The sequence below is a fragment of the Flavobacterium panici genome, assembly GCF_024499525.1.
Classification (GTDB): domain Bacteria; phylum Bacteroidota; class Bacteroidia; order Flavobacteriales; family Flavobacteriaceae; genus Flavobacterium; species Flavobacterium panici.
On record NZ_CP100437.1, the window covers coordinates 426,923 to 443,715 of the forward strand.

Annotated in this window: 15 protein-coding genes; all 15 read right to left on the bottom strand. The window is 29.7% G+C overall.

The genetic code is table 11. The annotated features are described in order from the left end of the window. Nucleotides 1–29: 29 nt before the first annotated feature. The 15 genes from NLJ00_RS01950 to NLJ00_RS02020 all read right to left on the bottom strand — a co-directional run bounded on the left by NLJ00_RS01950 (nt 30) and on the right by NLJ00_RS02020 (nt 16,783). Complete coding sequence (locus tag NLJ00_RS01950; RefSeq protein ID WP_180860958.1) at nt 30–1,157, bottom strand: right-handed parallel beta-helix repeat-containing protein; 1,128 nt, start codon at nt 1,155–1,157, stop codon at nt 30–32. Next, nucleotides 1,154–2,230, bottom strand: coding sequence for a glycosyltransferase (locus NLJ00_RS01955; RefSeq protein ID WP_180860961.1), 1,077 nt, complete (start codon nt 2,228–2,230; stop codon nt 1,154–1,156). Before NLJ00_RS01955 ends, NLJ00_RS01950 begins: the two co-directional genes overlap by 4 nt. A 52-nt stretch (nt 2,231–2,282) precedes the next feature. Continuing rightward, complete coding sequence (locus tag NLJ00_RS01960; RefSeq protein WP_180860964.1) at nt 2,283–3,413, bottom strand: EpsG family protein; 1,131 nt, start codon at nt 3,411–3,413, stop codon at nt 2,283–2,285. 7 nt (nt 3,414–3,420) lie between these two features. Continuing rightward, the gene (locus NLJ00_RS01965; protein ID WP_180860967.1) at nt 3,421–4,545 is read right to left on the bottom strand and encodes a glycosyltransferase family protein; all 1,125 of its coding nucleotides are present in this window, start codon (nt 4,543–4,545) and stop codon (nt 3,421–3,423) included. After that, the gene (gene wecB / locus NLJ00_RS01970; RefSeq protein ID WP_256636072.1) at nt 4,546–5,667 is read right to left on the bottom strand and encodes a non-hydrolyzing UDP-N-acetylglucosamine 2-epimerase; all 1,122 of its coding nucleotides are present in this window, start codon (nt 5,665–5,667) and stop codon (nt 4,546–4,548) included. Between the two features lie 67 nt (nt 5,668–5,734). Beyond that, nucleotides 5,735–6,955 carry a glycosyltransferase family 4 protein gene (locus NLJ00_RS01975; RefSeq protein ID WP_180860973.1) on the bottom strand — a complete coding sequence of 407 codons (1,221 nt, stop codon included), beginning with the start codon at nt 6,953–6,955 and terminating at the stop codon, nt 5,735–5,737. 43 nt (nt 6,956–6,998) lie between these two features. Next, entirely contained in the window at nt 6,999–8,483 is a 1,485-nt protein-coding gene (locus NLJ00_RS01980; RefSeq protein ID WP_180860976.1) for an O-antigen translocase, read from the bottom strand. 2 nt (nt 8,484–8,485) lie between these two features. Continuing rightward, nucleotides 8,486–9,589, bottom strand: a complete 1,104-nt coding sequence (locus tag NLJ00_RS01985; protein ID WP_180860979.1) for a DegT/DnrJ/EryC1/StrS family aminotransferase — start codon at nt 9,587–9,589, stop codon at nt 8,486–8,488. A gap of 20 nt (nt 9,590–9,609) precedes the next feature. After that, nucleotides 9,610–10,167 (bottom strand): acyltransferase, encoded by a 558-nt coding sequence (locus tag NLJ00_RS01990; RefSeq protein WP_180860981.1) that lies wholly within the window; start codon nt 10,165–10,167, stop codon nt 9,610–9,612. Next, a complete protein-coding gene (locus tag NLJ00_RS01995) occupies nt 10,160–10,582 on the bottom strand; it encodes a sugar 3,4-ketoisomerase (protein ID WP_319800415.1) in 423 nt (140 codons plus the stop codon). The genes NLJ00_RS01990 and NLJ00_RS01995 overlap by 8 nt, the downstream gene beginning before the upstream one ends. After that, nucleotides 10,579–10,977, bottom strand: coding sequence for a sugar 3,4-ketoisomerase (locus NLJ00_RS02000; protein ID WP_180860983.1), 399 nt, complete (start codon nt 10,975–10,977; stop codon nt 10,579–10,581). The genes NLJ00_RS01995 and NLJ00_RS02000 overlap by 4 nt, the downstream gene beginning before the upstream one ends. Before the next feature lie 18 nt (nt 10,978–10,995). Beyond that, a complete protein-coding gene (locus NLJ00_RS02005; protein WP_256636073.1) occupies nt 10,996–12,270 on the bottom strand; it encodes a nucleotide sugar dehydrogenase in 1,275 nt (424 codons plus the stop codon). A gap of 50 nt (nt 12,271–12,320) precedes the next feature. After that, nucleotides 12,321–13,289: an SDR family oxidoreductase gene (locus NLJ00_RS02010; protein WP_180860999.1), complete on the bottom strand. Its 969-nt coding sequence runs from the start codon at nt 13,287–13,289 to the stop codon at nt 12,321–12,323. Beyond that, nucleotides 13,289–14,353: a lipopolysaccharide biosynthesis protein gene (locus NLJ00_RS02015; RefSeq protein WP_180861002.1), complete on the bottom strand. Its 1,065-nt coding sequence runs from the start codon at nt 14,351–14,353 to the stop codon at nt 13,289–13,291. Before NLJ00_RS02015 ends, NLJ00_RS02010 begins: the two co-directional genes overlap by 1 nt. Before the next feature lie 6 nt (nt 14,354–14,359). Further along, the gene (locus NLJ00_RS02020) at nt 14,360–16,783 is read right to left on the bottom strand and encodes an SLBB domain-containing protein (RefSeq protein ID WP_180861005.1); all 2,424 of its coding nucleotides are present in this window, start codon (nt 16,781–16,783) and stop codon (nt 14,360–14,362) included. Nucleotides 16,784–16,793: the final 10 nt, after the last annotated feature.

The window sequence follows — 16,793 nt, forward strand, 5'->3', positions numbered from 1 at the left end:
TTATTTTTAATTTCTTTAAATCAAATGTTTTAATTCACAGAAATTACTCTTTCACGCAATTGCTTTTTTCTCAGTTCAGTTTCTTTAGTATCCAACTTTCCGTTGGTACTTATCTTCAAATTAGAAAATTTATACTTGGGTATATATTTAAAATCACTGGCCATTAATAATTTATTCTGACTGTCATTCCAATTAGAATTTGTAACATTAATAAACCCGCCAAGCACTTTAATGGATTCTGGATATGAAAGTCTGTTACCTCCCATTAAAAAACTCGTTTTAGAAAAGTAATCAATATGAGAATCAATATTAATCGAAACGTTCTTATGATTTTTTCCAATCATATTCAATAAAATAATTGCGACGCCAGCATCTGCGTTATTGAACGTTTTTATTTTTTTTAAATTTATACTTTCTAAAACATCATCATTAGTATTTGGTTCGATATCAATTCCTGCCATCGGAAGAGTTCCATTAGTATTTGAAAGCACTATATTCGAAATATCTATTTTCTTCCCACTTATAATCGATATTCCATTGCGTCGATTGTTATCAATAATTCCTCCTTTAACAATAATGTTTTCTGACTCTATATCAGAAACTTTACTAATATAAATACCATCTCCCCAACAATTTTTTATTTCTGGGTTATAAATTGAAATATTTTTAGATGAAAGTATATTAATACCCATTCCCCATTCTCCCTTCACACCTGTATGTTCATATCTTTCTCCTATTAATTTAGGATTATATATCTGAACGTTTTCTATATTTTTAAGATCTAAAATGTGATAATTTGAAAGTGAATTTGATTTTAAAATTAATTTTGATTTACTTTTAAATAGTAGTATTGAATTGCTTTTTAATGTTAAACCATTTTCTCCTATTAGGATTGGAAAATTAGGAAATTCAACAAAACTATTTTCATCAATTCCTTTTTGTAAGTAAGTACCATAATCTACAGATCCATCCTGAACATAATTCTTAGGCAGATAATTCTCTAGCTTTGAATATTTAATTTTGCTTTTTGCAACTAATGGAATAGTAGCAATATGAGTTGTTTTAACGTTTCTATATTTAAAATCTAACTCCTTTTTTTGCTGGGAGTTGCATGATACAAAAAACAATAAAACTAATAATAATATTAATTTATTCATTGTACTAATTTATATATTTCAATATATTGATCTATCATTTTATTTATACTAAAATCATTAGATCTTAGTAAGCACTGTCTGGCATTTTTTTGATAAAAATCATTGTCCTCTAGCAATTTCCTTACCAAAATTTCGAGTTCTTTCTCATTTCCTTTTTCAAATAGCAAACCATGGTCTTTAACAATTTCTTTGATTCCGTCAATATTACTTGCTATAACTGGCTTACCAGACGCCATTCCCTCTACAATTGCTAGCCCAAATCCTTCCCATTCTGAAGATAAAATTACAACATCGCTATACTTCAATAATTCTGGAATATCGTATCTGTTACCTAAAAACACTACTCTTTCTTTAATCCCTAATTCTTCTGCTAAAACTTTATTGTTCTCAATCAAAGGCCCATCTCCTACCAAAATCAATTTAACTACTTCCGGAAGCAGTTTCAAACTTCGAATTAAAGTCGCTTGATCTTTTTGTTTACGAAAACTAGATACCTGTATTAACTTAAAATCTTCTTTTTCGAAAAACTTAAAATCTGTAATATTATCCACATTATTAAATTTTTTGGTATCTATACCATTATTAATAACCTGCATGTTTTTATTAAATTTTAGATGTTCCTTCAAGTTATTTTTTACACCTAGAGTTATACAAACAATTTTTTGGAGTTTCTTATAAATAATCTTGTCAACAAATTTAAATAGCACCATATCCCTTCTTCTATTGTTAGTACTATGTTCTGTATAGACTAATTTGACTTTCGAAAAAGAAATACATTTTGCAATTACTACCCAATATAATGTTGGAAATAAGTGTAAGTGTACTACGTCATATTTCTTTAAATAGGGAATAATTTTAAATATTAAAAAAGGGTTATAAATAGATTTAGAGGTAAGTCCTGATACTTTTCCATTGCTATTCTTCTCTAGCTTTTCCCAAAATGGAGTTTTCCTATTGTTTATAGAGAGAACATCCATCTCTATTCCTTTGGCTTGATAAAGAGGGACACTATCAACAATTAACTTTTCTGCTCCCCCAATAGATAGAGATGTAATGATTTGCAATACTTTCACCTGGTAAATTTATTTTCTTTTCTTAAGCTGTGATATTAAATTATCTTTCAATCTATTCTTTTGATTCATAAAACTCATCTCTAATTAGTGCTCGATCATAATACGATTCCTTACCAAAAATTACGCTCGTGTATCTATATAGTGGGTTATTAAAAGTAATGTAAGTTTTCAAAAAACAAAATAATATAACTGGAAATACAACGGTTTTTCTCAACTCTCGATGCTTAATTAAATCTTTTAAATTACATAATATCATTAAATATGCCCAAAAAAACAACAGTGCAAATCTATTTATCATGGCATCTGAAGTACTAAAATATAGTTGAATAAAACAGTAACAAAAAAAACTGTTAAAGTATATTGGGGAAATTACTTTATTATTTACTATATATTTATAATTACTTAGTACTAATATAAACAGGAAAATCTTTTCAAGGATTCCAAATCGTATTCCATAAGACACATCTGATTCGGTTAAAGTGCCGGCCAAATATTCAAATCTACCGCCTAGTACTGCTCCTAAGGAAGCCATAATACTATCTATAAAGCGAATCTGAAGAAAATAAACTATAATGCCAAAAATTAATAAAATAACCAATACTTTTTTATTGAAATAATTTCGCTTTAGGAAAAAAAGAAGGAGAAAGGTAATACCTGTCAAATGAAAACTCATAGAAAATAAGATAATCAGGAAGGCCTTTATTTTTTTATTTTTATTAATGTATTCTATCGATTGAACTGCTATCAGGATAGCTGTAAAATTTCGTAATAAATCAATAATTAAAAGCGGAAAACAACTTATAAGAACAATATAGGCTAGCGAAATATTATATGATTCTTTTTTTAAGAACCTATGCCATAAAACGACTTGTATTAACGTTATAAAAAACACAAAAAACGAATACTCAAAGCCTAAATCATGGAATAATTTCACCAAAAATGAAAATCCAATCTCATAGTCAAAAGCTGTCCACACATCTAAAGTTGCTTCTGAATAATAATTTTCATAATTAAACCAATCGCTTCCTATAAAACCTCTAAATCCAAAAAATAAAACAAAAATAAAAGCACCCCAAAATCCAGCTACACTTTTATTATTTGACTGTTGACTACTTTTTTCATAAAAGTATAAAAAAACATAACATAGTATAAGGGCAAGATATGGTAAACTAAAAAAATTCATTGCCCTTTTATTTTTCTATTAATTTACTCACCAAAGATTTAATATTTACTGAATTATACAAAGACAAAGAACCTTTACTAAACTCATCGTAATTTTTATCGATTTCTAAAATGATATTAGCCATTTCCTTAGGTTCAAATTCAGCAACTACTTTTCCCGCGTTGTATTTATTAAATAAATTGGACAAGCCAGGAACATCATTTGAAATCATGGGTACACTAAAGCATGAATATTCAAAAATTTTATTGGGTGCACAGTAAAGCGTATTTATTGCTGTTTCGATTGATCCTTGTTGCGAAAAATAGGACAGAAAGCCTATATATGCTTTTTGAGTAATCTCCAGATGATATGGCGCCGATTTAAAAGGCAAAAATACAACACGCTCTGATTCGTATTTGTTGATAAGCCTAGCCTTATTATTATCGTCTCCTCCCATAATGCAAATCAGATATTCGCTTGGTAAATATTGTATGGACTCACATAACTCATCTAATCTTCTTTCAGGATAGTTAAAAATTCCCTGATATAAGATCAGCTTTTTATTCTTGAAAAGAGCTTCAGTCTCATCATCAAGTATATTTTTTAATTTAGAAAGATCAAAATCAGGTTTGTTTGGAATTACAATTGGTAATTTTACCAAATTAAAATAAGCTTTTGTGATATGAGCTCTATTGTATTCACAGCAAACCACTTTCCATGCTTTTTGCATAGTGTCTGCATAATTAAGAAATGGACTTAAAAGCTTATATCTCAATCCTACTTTTAGTTGTGGAGTTTCAAATAAATACAATATTGATTTAAATTTAAAAACTAAATTATAAAGAAGCCATATATTTTGATTTCCGTATAACCATAAAATTGAGTCTTTTTTAAATTCTTCATTTACAATTTTCTCAACTTTTTTCTTATATGAATATAGTTTAAAAAATTTTACAATTTTATTTTCTTTGATATCGTTTATAATTGTTTCAAAATAAACTACCCCTTGGGATTCTAAATCAGAAATCGTATTTTTATCACTGCAATAACCTACAATAACAACTTTCTTACCTAAAGAGAGTAATATTTTCACTGTAGTTAGAATAGGCGGGTATTTTTGTATGTCATGATTATATACTAAGATATTGCTCATTTATTCTAAATTTGATATATAGTTTACAATTCTTTCACACGCTTTTCCATCACCATAAGGGTTGTGTAGTACACTCATCCTTGTATATTTATCCTCATCATTCAGCAATTTATTTGCTTCATTCACTATAAGTTCTTTGTTAGTCCCAACCAATAATACTGTTCCAGCAACTACTGCCTCAGGTCTTTCTGTCGATTCACGCATAACCAGCACAGGTTTTCCAAGACTTGGTGCTTCTTCCTGAACTCCACCGCTATCAGTAATGATTAAATACGATTTATCCATCAACCATACAAAAGCAGGGTAAGCCAAAGGTTCTATTAACTTAATATTATCAATTCCAGATAGTATTTCATAAACTGGTCGTTTTACATTAGGGTTTAAGTGTACTGGATAAATTATCTCTACATCTTGATTAATTAAAGCTATTTCTCTTAAAGCTTCACAAATTCGAATAAAACCATCTCCATGATTTTCTCTACGGTGGCCGGTAACAAGAATTGTTTTTACATCCTTTTTTACAATCTTCTTTAAGTTTTCAATTTCCAAATTATAGATATCTTCTACTCTTTTAGAACTATCAATCAACGCGTCAATAACCGTATTACCTGTTACCAATATTGTTTCAGATGCTATATTTTCTTTTAAGAGATTTTCCTTAGATGCTTCTGTTGGGGCAAAATGATAATCAGCAATTCTTCCTGTCAATTGTCTATTCATTTCTTCAGGGAAAGGTGTTCGCTTAAAATTTGTACGAAGTCCTGCTTCAACATGACAAATTTTAGCTCCAGAGTAAAATGATGCTAAACTAGCTGCCATTGTTGTCGTTGTATCACCATGCACATAAACATAATCTGGTTTAAAATCCTCTAAAACTTCTTTTAAGCCGATTATAATATCTGCTGTTAGTGAATATAAGTTTTGATTTGCCTTCATTAAGTTCAGGTCGTACTCTGGCTGAATATTAAAAAAGTCCAAAACTTGATCTAACATTTCCCGATGCTGAGCGGTAACACAAACTCTGGTTTCAAAAATATCTGAATGTTTTTTAAACTCTTGAACCAGAGGAGCCATTTTTATAGCCTCAGGCCTTGTTCCAAAAACAATTAAATTTTTTTTCATTATAATATTTACAACTATTTAAATTACTTTATATTATCTTTTTATTTGAAGAAAATTCTAAGCACGATTATATCTTAAAAAACTTAACTATTCTACGAATTTGGCGATAAAAATGAATTGGCCATTCATAATTTTTAAGTTCTTTTTCTATCATTATCTCATTTTTTTTGCAAACATCTATAATCTTATCATATTCACTTTTCCATAAGGTCATTATAGAATTATAATCGTAATTTTCATTAAACATTTTAATAGCTGCATTACCAGCACTAGTTCGACGTGAATCTGATTCTATTATACTTTGTATTGCTAATTGAAAGCTTACCGGAGATCGATCCTTTGGAGAATTAATGACTATTATATCTTTATCTAAGTTATTCTCGCCCCAAAAACCCCAAGCAGATTTATTTGTTTCAGGAGTAAATCCAGCAATTATTGAAGGCTTAGCACACGAAGCAGCTAGCAAAAGAGTAGTTCCCATACCAACAAACATTGTACATCCCTGATACAATTTTTCTAAATCTTTACCAACTACAGTTCCTTTTAATTGAATAATTTCCTGACCCAATTCTCCATTTATATGAAGCGCTAATTGATTTAATTCATTGAACAAATTACCATCGCCTACAATAACTAATTTGTATTCCTTAAAACTTTCATTTTTTCTATATATTTCATAGAAATCCTGAATTAAATATTTTACGTAGTCTTTATCTTCAGATAACCTGCTGACAGATAAAATATATTTTTGAGTAGAAACAGAACTATCGGTCTCAATTGCTTTAACTGGAATGGGTATTATATTGGGATTTAATTTTAATTTTGTAACTCCTTCAATATATTCATGCATTTGTGGCGTTAGTGAATAAAATAGCCCAAACCTATCCATTTTCTTAGTGATAATTTTCAACAAAGGATTACGCCTATAAGAAAGCTCTGACAATATATTTACACAAAAAGGAATTCCAGTTTCATTATACAAAGAAGCCACGTGAACAATTGGGTATGAATTATGAGCCTCAATAACATTTACTTTATTATCTAATAAAATTGTCTTTAGCTTTTGTTTAAAGCTGTTGTATTGAGCATTTGTAAATACTAAAGGAGGTAAACTTATTCCTTCCAACGTTATATGAATTGTACCTTGAGGTAAATTTGAGACATTTTCGCCACCTTCTGAAATAACTATTACATTAAAATTATTAGCTATTAACCATTCACATTTATTAATTATATAGGTTTCTGCACCTCCAATAATCATTAACGGAGTTATGAAAGCAATTGTCATCTTCTCATTATTCATTTAACTACTAATCAATCGATTTATAAAATTAAACCTTCTTCTTAAATTTATTACTAACTATACCTTTAATATCTAATTTCTTATCTAATTCATTTAGCGAAAAACAACTAGATATCAGGATAATTACTAAACCCACGGAATAAGCTACATAAACATTACAAAAGTAAACTGCTATAAAAGAGAATATCGCTAATGTAAATTGAATTGAAAAAATTTTAATAATTTCTTTATTAAAATCAAATTCGTAAAATATCTTACAAATAAAAAAAACTTGTATGAAATATAAAAAATAGCTAATCAAAAAAGAAATCCCAAGACCTGTTAGCCCATAATAATAGTAACCCAACATATTCAAAATCAACATGTATGCATTCACTATTACTTCATTCCAAAAGTAAACTTTTGACTCGCCTTTTGCTAAGAATAAAAATGCAATTGTCCAACTTAGTGCCTTAAAAAAAACACCAAGAGTTGCCCAATGCACCATTGGAATAACTTCAATAAAATCATTTGAATATAACAATATTATTGCCCAATGAATGAACACCAAAAAAACGACTAATATTGGTGACAAAATAAGTATTGCAATTTCTGCTTGCTCATTTATTGTTTTCTTTGTTTTAATTTTATCGTCAGAAACACTTGCTAATCTAGGATAATAATCAGATGCCATAGCAGTAAAGACCATTCCAACATAAGTATTAATAATAGCAAATCCAGCTGTATATAAACCAACATCTTTTATTCCTCCAATTTTATTTATATATATACGAACTATATACCCTACTATTAATAAGATAATTGAACTGAAACTTATCAAAAACCCCATTCTTAGCATATCCATTCCTTCATTTTTAAAATCAGAACTATTTACAGAAATACTTGGTATAGCAATTTTCTTAACATAATATGACGAAATTACCACAATGCTAATTGAACTTAATATCATTGCCGGAACAATTCCATCTTCTTTCCAATAATAATACATAGGTATTGATATTATCAATCCAAATAATGCCCCTAATGCACTAGCCTTTGCCATATACTGTATTTTGCGCATTCCTTGCAGAATAACATTTTGTCCGGCACTAACCTGTGTAAAAAGTAATGTTATAGATAATAATACGAAAGCAAATGTATATTTTTTATTCCCGAACGAAATTTCACTTAAAAATGGAGATAATATTAAAGCAACAATAAAGCCAAATAAACCTGTTATCCATACGAGTTTACGAAAAACCGTTGCTGTTTTTGCAAGTTTCTCTTGATCATGGGTCTCTGAAGCTTTGGAAATATTCTTAACAGCAGAAGTTCCTAATCCTAAATTGGTTATTTGTCCTAACAATCCTATTGTAGATGTAAAAATGGAAACGATTCCCATACCGGCAGGACCTAATAGTACTGCTACAATTTTACTTCTTAAAATAGATATAATGATATTAAATACTTGTACACTTCCTAAAATTGAGGTTGCTTTAAATATCTGTTGATAAGAAGAATGCTTTTCTTTCAAATCTAAATAAATTTATTAATGATCTCAATAACTTTAGAAACTTCATTTACACTCATCACAGGACTAATTGGCAAACTAAGGACTTCTTCATGAATAGCTTCAGTAATAGGTAAACTTAAGTGATTCAAGTCTTTATAAGCCTCTTGTTTATGAGGAGGGATAGGGTAATGAATTAAAGTTTGTATTTCATTTTCTTGTAAATAGGATTGCAGAGCATCTCTTTCTTTTGTTCTAATTACAAAAATATGCCATACATGTTCTTTTTTATCAACAGGCTCTATTGGAAGAATTACTTTATTATTTTTAATTTCTTTCAAATATCGGTTCGCAATCTCTCTACGAATTTGATTTTCGTTATCTATGTATTTCAATTTTACATCCAATACTGCAGCATGAATTTCATCTAATCTGCTATTTAATCCTTGATATATATTCACGTATTTTAAATTTGACCCATAATTTGCAATTGCTCTAATTGCTTTGGCTAAGTCATCATCTTTGCAGGTAACTGCACCGGCATCTCCTAAAGCTCCAAGGTTTTTCCCAGGATAAAAACTAAACCCCGCAGCATCACCTAAATTCCCAGCTTTAATTTTATTCCATGAAGCCCCTATAGCTTGTGCATTATCTTCTACAATTTTTAAATTATTATTTTTTGCGATTTCTTTTAACTCTTCAGAGAAAACAATTTGCCCGTATAGATGTACAATCAAAATCGCTTTAGTTTTAGAAGTAATCTTAGATTCTATTTTTGAAATATCAATATTATAATTATCTAAGTTTGGTTCAACTAATACTGGAACTAAACCATTATCTGATAAGGCCAACAAGGAAGCTATGTACGTATTAGCAGGAACTAAAACCTCATCTCCTTTTTTCATCAACCCAAGCTCCAAATATGCTCTAAAAATTAATCTTAAAGCATCCAACCCATTTGCTACCCCTATAGCATGATTTGAGCCAATATAATTTTTAAGATTTTCTTCAAAATTTTTAACTTCTCTTCCTAATAGATACCATCCACTGCGAAAAGTATTAATTAATTTTTCTTCAATTTCTTGTTGATGTATAAGATTTATTTTTTGTAAATCTAAAAATTTAATCATAATATTTTATTTTAAGTCTCTTAAATAAGGTTTTCTTTTAGAGATAATTTATCTTTAAAAAAAACATAAACATTTCCATCCGCATCTCTTAAGTTTAAATCTAAAATGATACCTTCTTCTGTTATATATCCCTTATGTTTTGCTGGGTTACCATAAAAAAGATGATAGGGTAATACTGATTTTGTTACTACACTACCCGCACCAATCATTGCATACGAACCTATGTTATTCCCTGCCACTATTGTAGCATTTGCTCCAATTGAAGCTCCTTTTTCAATTATTGTTTTAGAAAACTCTATTGGATATGATTTAGACCTGGGTATCAGATCATTAGTGAACGTTACATTTGGACCTACAAAAACATTATCCTCAATATAAACTCCATCCCAAATTTGCACACCTGACTTGATTGTAACATTATCTCCAATTTTAACGTCATTTTCGATAAAGACATTACAATTAATATTGCAGTTTTTTCCAATTGAAGCACTACCTAAGATTACGCAAAACTGCCAGACCGTAGTATTGTCTCCAATATCCTTTGTTTGAACATCTGCTAATGGATGAACTTTATACATTTCCTATATATTTTAAATAATCGTCATACTCTCTTAGATAATCATCTTCACTATATTCATGAGAAGCAAACACCAAGCATATAGACCCGCTAGAGAAATTGATTTCAGAAGCCCAAATACCTGGTGGTATATGTAAACCTAAATCAGGTCTGTTTAATAAAACTTGCCTTTTTGTTGCACCATCATCTAATAAAACCTCAAAACTCCCACTGGCAGCAACTAAAAATTGGTGGCATTCTTTATGTGCATGTGCCCCCCTAGATTCTCCTCCAGGTATATCATATAGATAAAAAATTCGTTTTATATCAAAAGGTATCTCCAGGCTATTATTGATCGAAGTAATATGCCCACTACGATCTCCTATTTGTTTTAAATGCAAAAGATCACATTCAAAAACACTTATTTGTTTTATCATTTAAATAGATTTTTAAAATCTTCAAAATCTCTTATATAATCCTCCTTAAAATACTTTTTACTAGAAATATGCAAAGCAAGGGCATTTGTAGAAAAATTTTCAATATGTCTCCATGTTTTTGCTGGCAAGTAAAGCCCATAATAACTTCTGTTTAAGGAAAATTTTTCTGTAGTGCCGTCTTCCTTTGTAATTATAACATCAAAACTTCCGCTTAGTGCAATTAAAATTTCTTCTTGCTGATGATATGCATGCCCCCCTCTTATTTCGCCTCCCGGAACATCATAGGTCCAGAAAGTCCTTTGAATTTCAAAAGGAATTTGGCTAGAATACTGCATAAATGTAAGATTACCTCTAGGATCTTGAATTTTAGGAAAATCAATAATTTCTGGCTTCATTAATTGCTTTTTAAATATTTACAATTTAGCATCTACATGAGATTTTAAAAAATTCTTCACATCATAAATAACACTTAATTCTTTTTGAAAATTAGATAAATCTAAATTTAGAAATTCATTGTGTGCTACCCCCAAAACTATTGCATCAAATTTTTGATTTGGCATATCAGAATAGACATCTAAATCATATTCATGTTTAACTTCTAAAGGATTTGCTAAAGGATCATATATAACTACTTCAATACCGTATTCACCTAAAACCCTTATCACATCAACAATTTTAGTATTACGTATATCAGGACAATTTTCCTTAAATGTTAGTCCCAGCATTAATAGATTTGTCCCTTTGATAGCTATCCCTTTTTTAATCATCAATTTGATTATTTGAGAAGCAATATATTCTCCCATACTATCATTTAATCTTCGTCCTGCTAAAATAATTTCTGGATGATACCCAAATTCCTGTGCACGCTGTGCCAAATAATAAGGATCTACACCAATACAATGTCCCCCAACTAGACCAGGTTTAAAATGTAAAAAATTCCATTTTGTTGCAGCTGCCTCCAATACATCATTTGTATTGATGTTCATTAAGTTAAATATTTTTGCTAATTCGTTTACAAAAGCAATATTGATATCTCTTTGTGAATTCTCAATAACTTTAGCCGCTTCGGCAACTTTAATAGTCGGTGCTAGATGTGTACCCGCTGTAATTACACTTTTATATAAGTTATCCACTACAATTCCTATTTCGGGAGTAGAACCTGCTGTAACTTTTAAGATTTTTTCAACAGTGTGTTCTTTATCTCCTGGATTGATTCTTTCTGGTGAATAACCCGCAAAAAAATCTTCATTGAAAATTAGCCCTGAAATTCTCTCCAATACTGGAACACATTCTTCTTCTGTAACACCAGGATAAACAGTAGATTCATAGATAACAATATCCCCTTTTTTTAAAACTTTACCTACCGTTTCACTTGCTTTATAAAGCGGGGTCAGGTCTGGTCTGTTATTTCTATCAACTGGAGTAGGTACAGTTACGATGAATATATTGCATTCTTTTAAATTTTCTAAATCATAAGTACAATAAAGACCCGATTCACTATTAGGATTGTCTACTAAAACGGCTTTCAAAACATCATCAGAAACTTCAAGTGTAGAATCATGACCTGCATTTAGTTTGTCAACTCTTTTCTTATTAACATCAAATCCAATTACTTGGTATTTCGTGGCAAATAATCTTGCTAGTGGTAAGCCCACATAACCTAAACCAATAATGGCAATTTTTTTCATATTTGTAATTATTCTTTTAAATTAGTAAATGAAACTATTTTACTATTAGTTTATTTTCTTAGATTTTTATAATACCAATTAACGGCTTCTTTAACCCCTTTTTCCATTGAATATTCCGGGTTATATTCCAATAATCTTTTTGCTTTCTCAATACTTGCTAAAGAATGGGGAATATCACCTGCACGGTTTGGCCCATAAAGAATTTCAACATCTTTTATATTTGAATCAAACTCTGAAAGTTTATCACGCAACATATATACTAACTCATTTAAAGTTGTTCTATCTCCAAATGCAGTATTATAAACTGTATTAACAGCATCACTATTTTGAGTTAAAATGGCTCTTTCATTCATTTGTATTACATTATCTATATATGTAAAATCTCTAGAATAGTTACCATCTCCATTAATCAAAGGACTTTCATAATTCATAAATTGCATAACAAATTTCGGAATTACAGCTGCGTATGCTCCATTTGGGTCTTGACGTCGACCAAAAACATTAAAATATCTCAACCCTATTGTTTCCAATCCATATATATTACTAAAAATGTTAGCATATAATTCATTTACATATTTAGTAATTGCATATGGAGATAGCGGATTACCAATCTTATCTTCAACTTTTGGTAATGATTCTGAATCTCCATAAGTTGATGAACTTGCAGCATAGATAAAACGTTTCACCTTAGCATCTCTTGAAGCAACTAACATATTTAAAAACCCACTAACATTTACATCATTAGTTGTTATCGGATCATTTATAGATCGTGGGACAGAGCCTAAAGCTGCTTCATGCAGAACATAATCAACACCTTCTACTGCCGCTGTACAGTCCTCAAGATTTCTAATATCTCCTTCAATTAAAGTAAATTGATTATTAGCAAAAAAAGGCTCGATATTATGTCTATGTCCTGTTGAAAAGTTATCAAGGCAAATAACTTGGTTTCCTTTTGCTAAAAAATATTCACATAAATTTGAGCCTATAAACCCAGCTCCTCCTGTTATTAAAATTTTCATTAAATTGTATTTATAGTTTTTTTTAATAATAAAAAACCAGCAGTCAAAAAAGATGCAATAAAAGCTCCTAAAATCAATCCTTTTAATATTCCTAAATGTTCTTTTGCTAATGGTAATATAGGTGAATCAATTATCTGAATAAGAGGAGTTTCTTTGCGTAGGGCAACTTTGGCTAATTCGGCTTGTTTTACTAATTCTGTCAGTATTGCGGTATTTGCCTGAACATCAACCTGTCTTCTGGCAGACGGGGTTCTTCTTACATTTAAAGCTGGATTTAAATTAAAAGTATTATCATTTGCAATAGCTACTCCAGTAATAGCGCTATTAAGCTCTCTTCTAACAGAATCTGTTTGCCTTTCAAGTATATCCATATTTAACCTTGCTTTTTTACTTTTGGTTACAACATAAAAATTTCCCACTTGTTTGGCTAATGCTTCGCAAAAGTATTTAGCAAATAATTCGTTTTTTGAAGAAACGTCTATAGTAATAATCGCAACTTTTTTATCTTTCTGACCTACATTTAAACTTCCTTTAGATAGGTTTTCATAAATTTTACCTAAAATACTATCTTGTATTCTGGTAAAACCTACTCTTTTTCCATTAGGTAAAAATTCTAATGACTTAAATTTATTATCATCTTCCCATTTTTTTCTCCAGTTATTGTTTTGAATATACATCTCAGCCAAAGAAATTAATTTTCCATCAACTTTAACAGGACTCAATAACGTTTGTTCGACCATATTGCGAGACTTAAATAACTCTGTCAAGTTTGGACCTGTAAAAATACCTCCTCCTTCACCACCAACATCCAAACCTAGTGAAGTAGCCAAACCTAATGCATTACCTAATCCTCCTCCCGTTTTTTCATCTTCTAAGGCAAAAGAAAGGGTAGCTGTGTAAATAGGTTTTTTTAAAATAGAGTAAGTAATCCCTAAACAACCCCCAATAAATCCAGCCAACAGTATAATTTTCCATTTTGATAACAAAAAAAAGAACCCTTCCTTTATTTTTTCTATTAATTCTTTTAACGAAATCTCGTCACTTTCATCAATTACATTATTCATAAAAAATTATTTAAAAGCTGTAACAATTAATAAGGCTAAACTAGTTAGTACACTGCCAATTCCAACCCATTCACCTGTTGACATCTTTTTGGTTTCTGGTTTTTCTGGAACAACAATTTGTGAATCTGGTGTAACTTTTGGATACGTTCTAAAAAATAAAAAAGATTTTGTAACAGATGCATTACCATTAGGATATATAATATAGGCTTTTTTCTTCCAGCCTTTACTGTCAACACCACCAACAGCATTAATATAATATTTAAACCCCTTTCCTCTTTGGTAAGGAATTTCAGATGTAAGCAATACATTTCCTGTAACTTTAACTCCTTCACTGTAAGTAGATATTATAATTTCATCTCCAGGAAATAAGGTAACATTGGAAAAGTGATTCTTGTCTTTAACAATTTTTTCCCAATTAACAGGAATTGTAGAAAACTTTAAATCCTCCTCCAATTTTTTTGTCAATTTCTCGCTTAAAGTATCATTTTGAGATAAATTTAAATCAATACTTTTTATCTTATCTATTTGTTCTTGTTTAATAGGCCTTTTAATCTTCATCCCTTCGATGTTTGCTACCGAAGTTAATCCACCAGCTCTTGTTACAATATTATAAACTGTTTCTTTTTTATTCGCCAAAACATATTTTCCGGGATATATAACAGCTCCACTAACAGTTACCATTTGAGGTTTTTCATATACAGCCAATCTTCTAATATTAATAACATCGAAAGGTTTTATAATAAAATTATTGACTTGTTCATTACTATCAGAGGTCATTTCGAATTGAAGTAATTCTATTCTATTTAAATCAGAATCTTTTATTGCATCAGACTTAACCATTCTTGCAATTTCAACTCGTTTAGATGCAGAACCTGTTAATCCACCGACCTGAACTATTAAATCATTTAATGTTAGATTTTCAAAATAATCATATACACCAGGGTTCTTCACCTCCCCATCGATAGTTACTTTATAGTCCTCTTTAAAATCTAAAACTGAGTAAACTGTTATAATATCTTCTCTCTTTAATTCAATATCTGAATCTAGATTACCCGTTAATGCTGTACTCAAATCAATATTTACAATTTCTGTTGTTAAATCTGGTTTCAAACGAATTATTCTGGCTCTTTTTGTATATGCATCTTCTTTAAGCCCTTCAGCACGCGCAATAAGATCTGAAATCCTCATTCCTTCTGTGAAAGAATAATAATCAGGTCTAAAAACTGCACCTTCAATTTTAATACGATTTTCAAATCGATTCAGAATTTTAGTAACTCTAAATACATCTCCTGATTGTGGCATATAAGTATTAAAATCATTTTCATTTATATCATGAACTTTAAACTCTTTCCCTGTTTTTTGTATAACATTGACAGCAGCTGTATAAGCAAACTCGTTAAAACCTGAAGCAAAATTTAATAAATCAGAAAACGTTTCGTTGTTTTTCATTTCAAAAATTCCTGGACGCTTCACTTCGCCTTCAACAATAACTCGATGACTATATGCCGGAATTCGAATAACATCATTTTCTTTTAAACTAATATTATCAGACTGATCACCTTTAACTAAAAATCTATAGATATCAATATTTTTGTAAATTTTATTGTTTCGAATTAATTCAATATTTCTATAACTACCATTTTTTCCAGGACCTCCAGCCAAATGCAAAGCATTATATACAGTAGCTAAAGATGATATTGAATAATTCCCAGGTTGTTTACCACCAACTACTGTTATCTTAATAGTACGTATTTGGCCTAAACTAATACTAACTTGAGATTGTCCAGATTGAACGGTACTATAAACTCTTGCTATAGCTGATTTAATTTTTTGAGTTGCAGCCTCAATTGACATTCCTGAAACAGCAATTTGTCCTACATTTTGAATCGTAATTTTACCTTCAACATTTACTGCAATACTTGCATTATATTCTTGCACTCCATAAATACTTACTTGCAATTCATCACCAGGTCCTAATATATAGTTCATTGGGGTTGCCAATTTTAAATCAGGTTCAAAATTTAATGTAGGGTTATCAAAAAGTTCAGACCCAAAAATTAATGAATTTAGGGAATCTTTTACTTTGTTATTTGAGATTTTTTCTTGATTCCTTCCAAATTTATTTTTATTTTCAACTTCTTGATTAGTGTTGTTAGCATTATTTATGGATCCATTTGACAAATTGTTCAACCTAGTTCGTAATTTATTAAAGTCATTCTGGCTCATACCTTTTGATATAGCCATTGGTTCTGCTTGATCAACAGTCATATTGTTACTCTTTAATTGTGCGTCAATTTTAACAATATCATCTTGGGATAAGTTATCTACATTTATAGTACTTAAATCTTTTGATTTAAAAATATTCTGTGCATTTATACTAAATGAGACTATAATAAAAATTAAAGTAAGAACGTATCTTATTTTTTTCATAAATTAATTA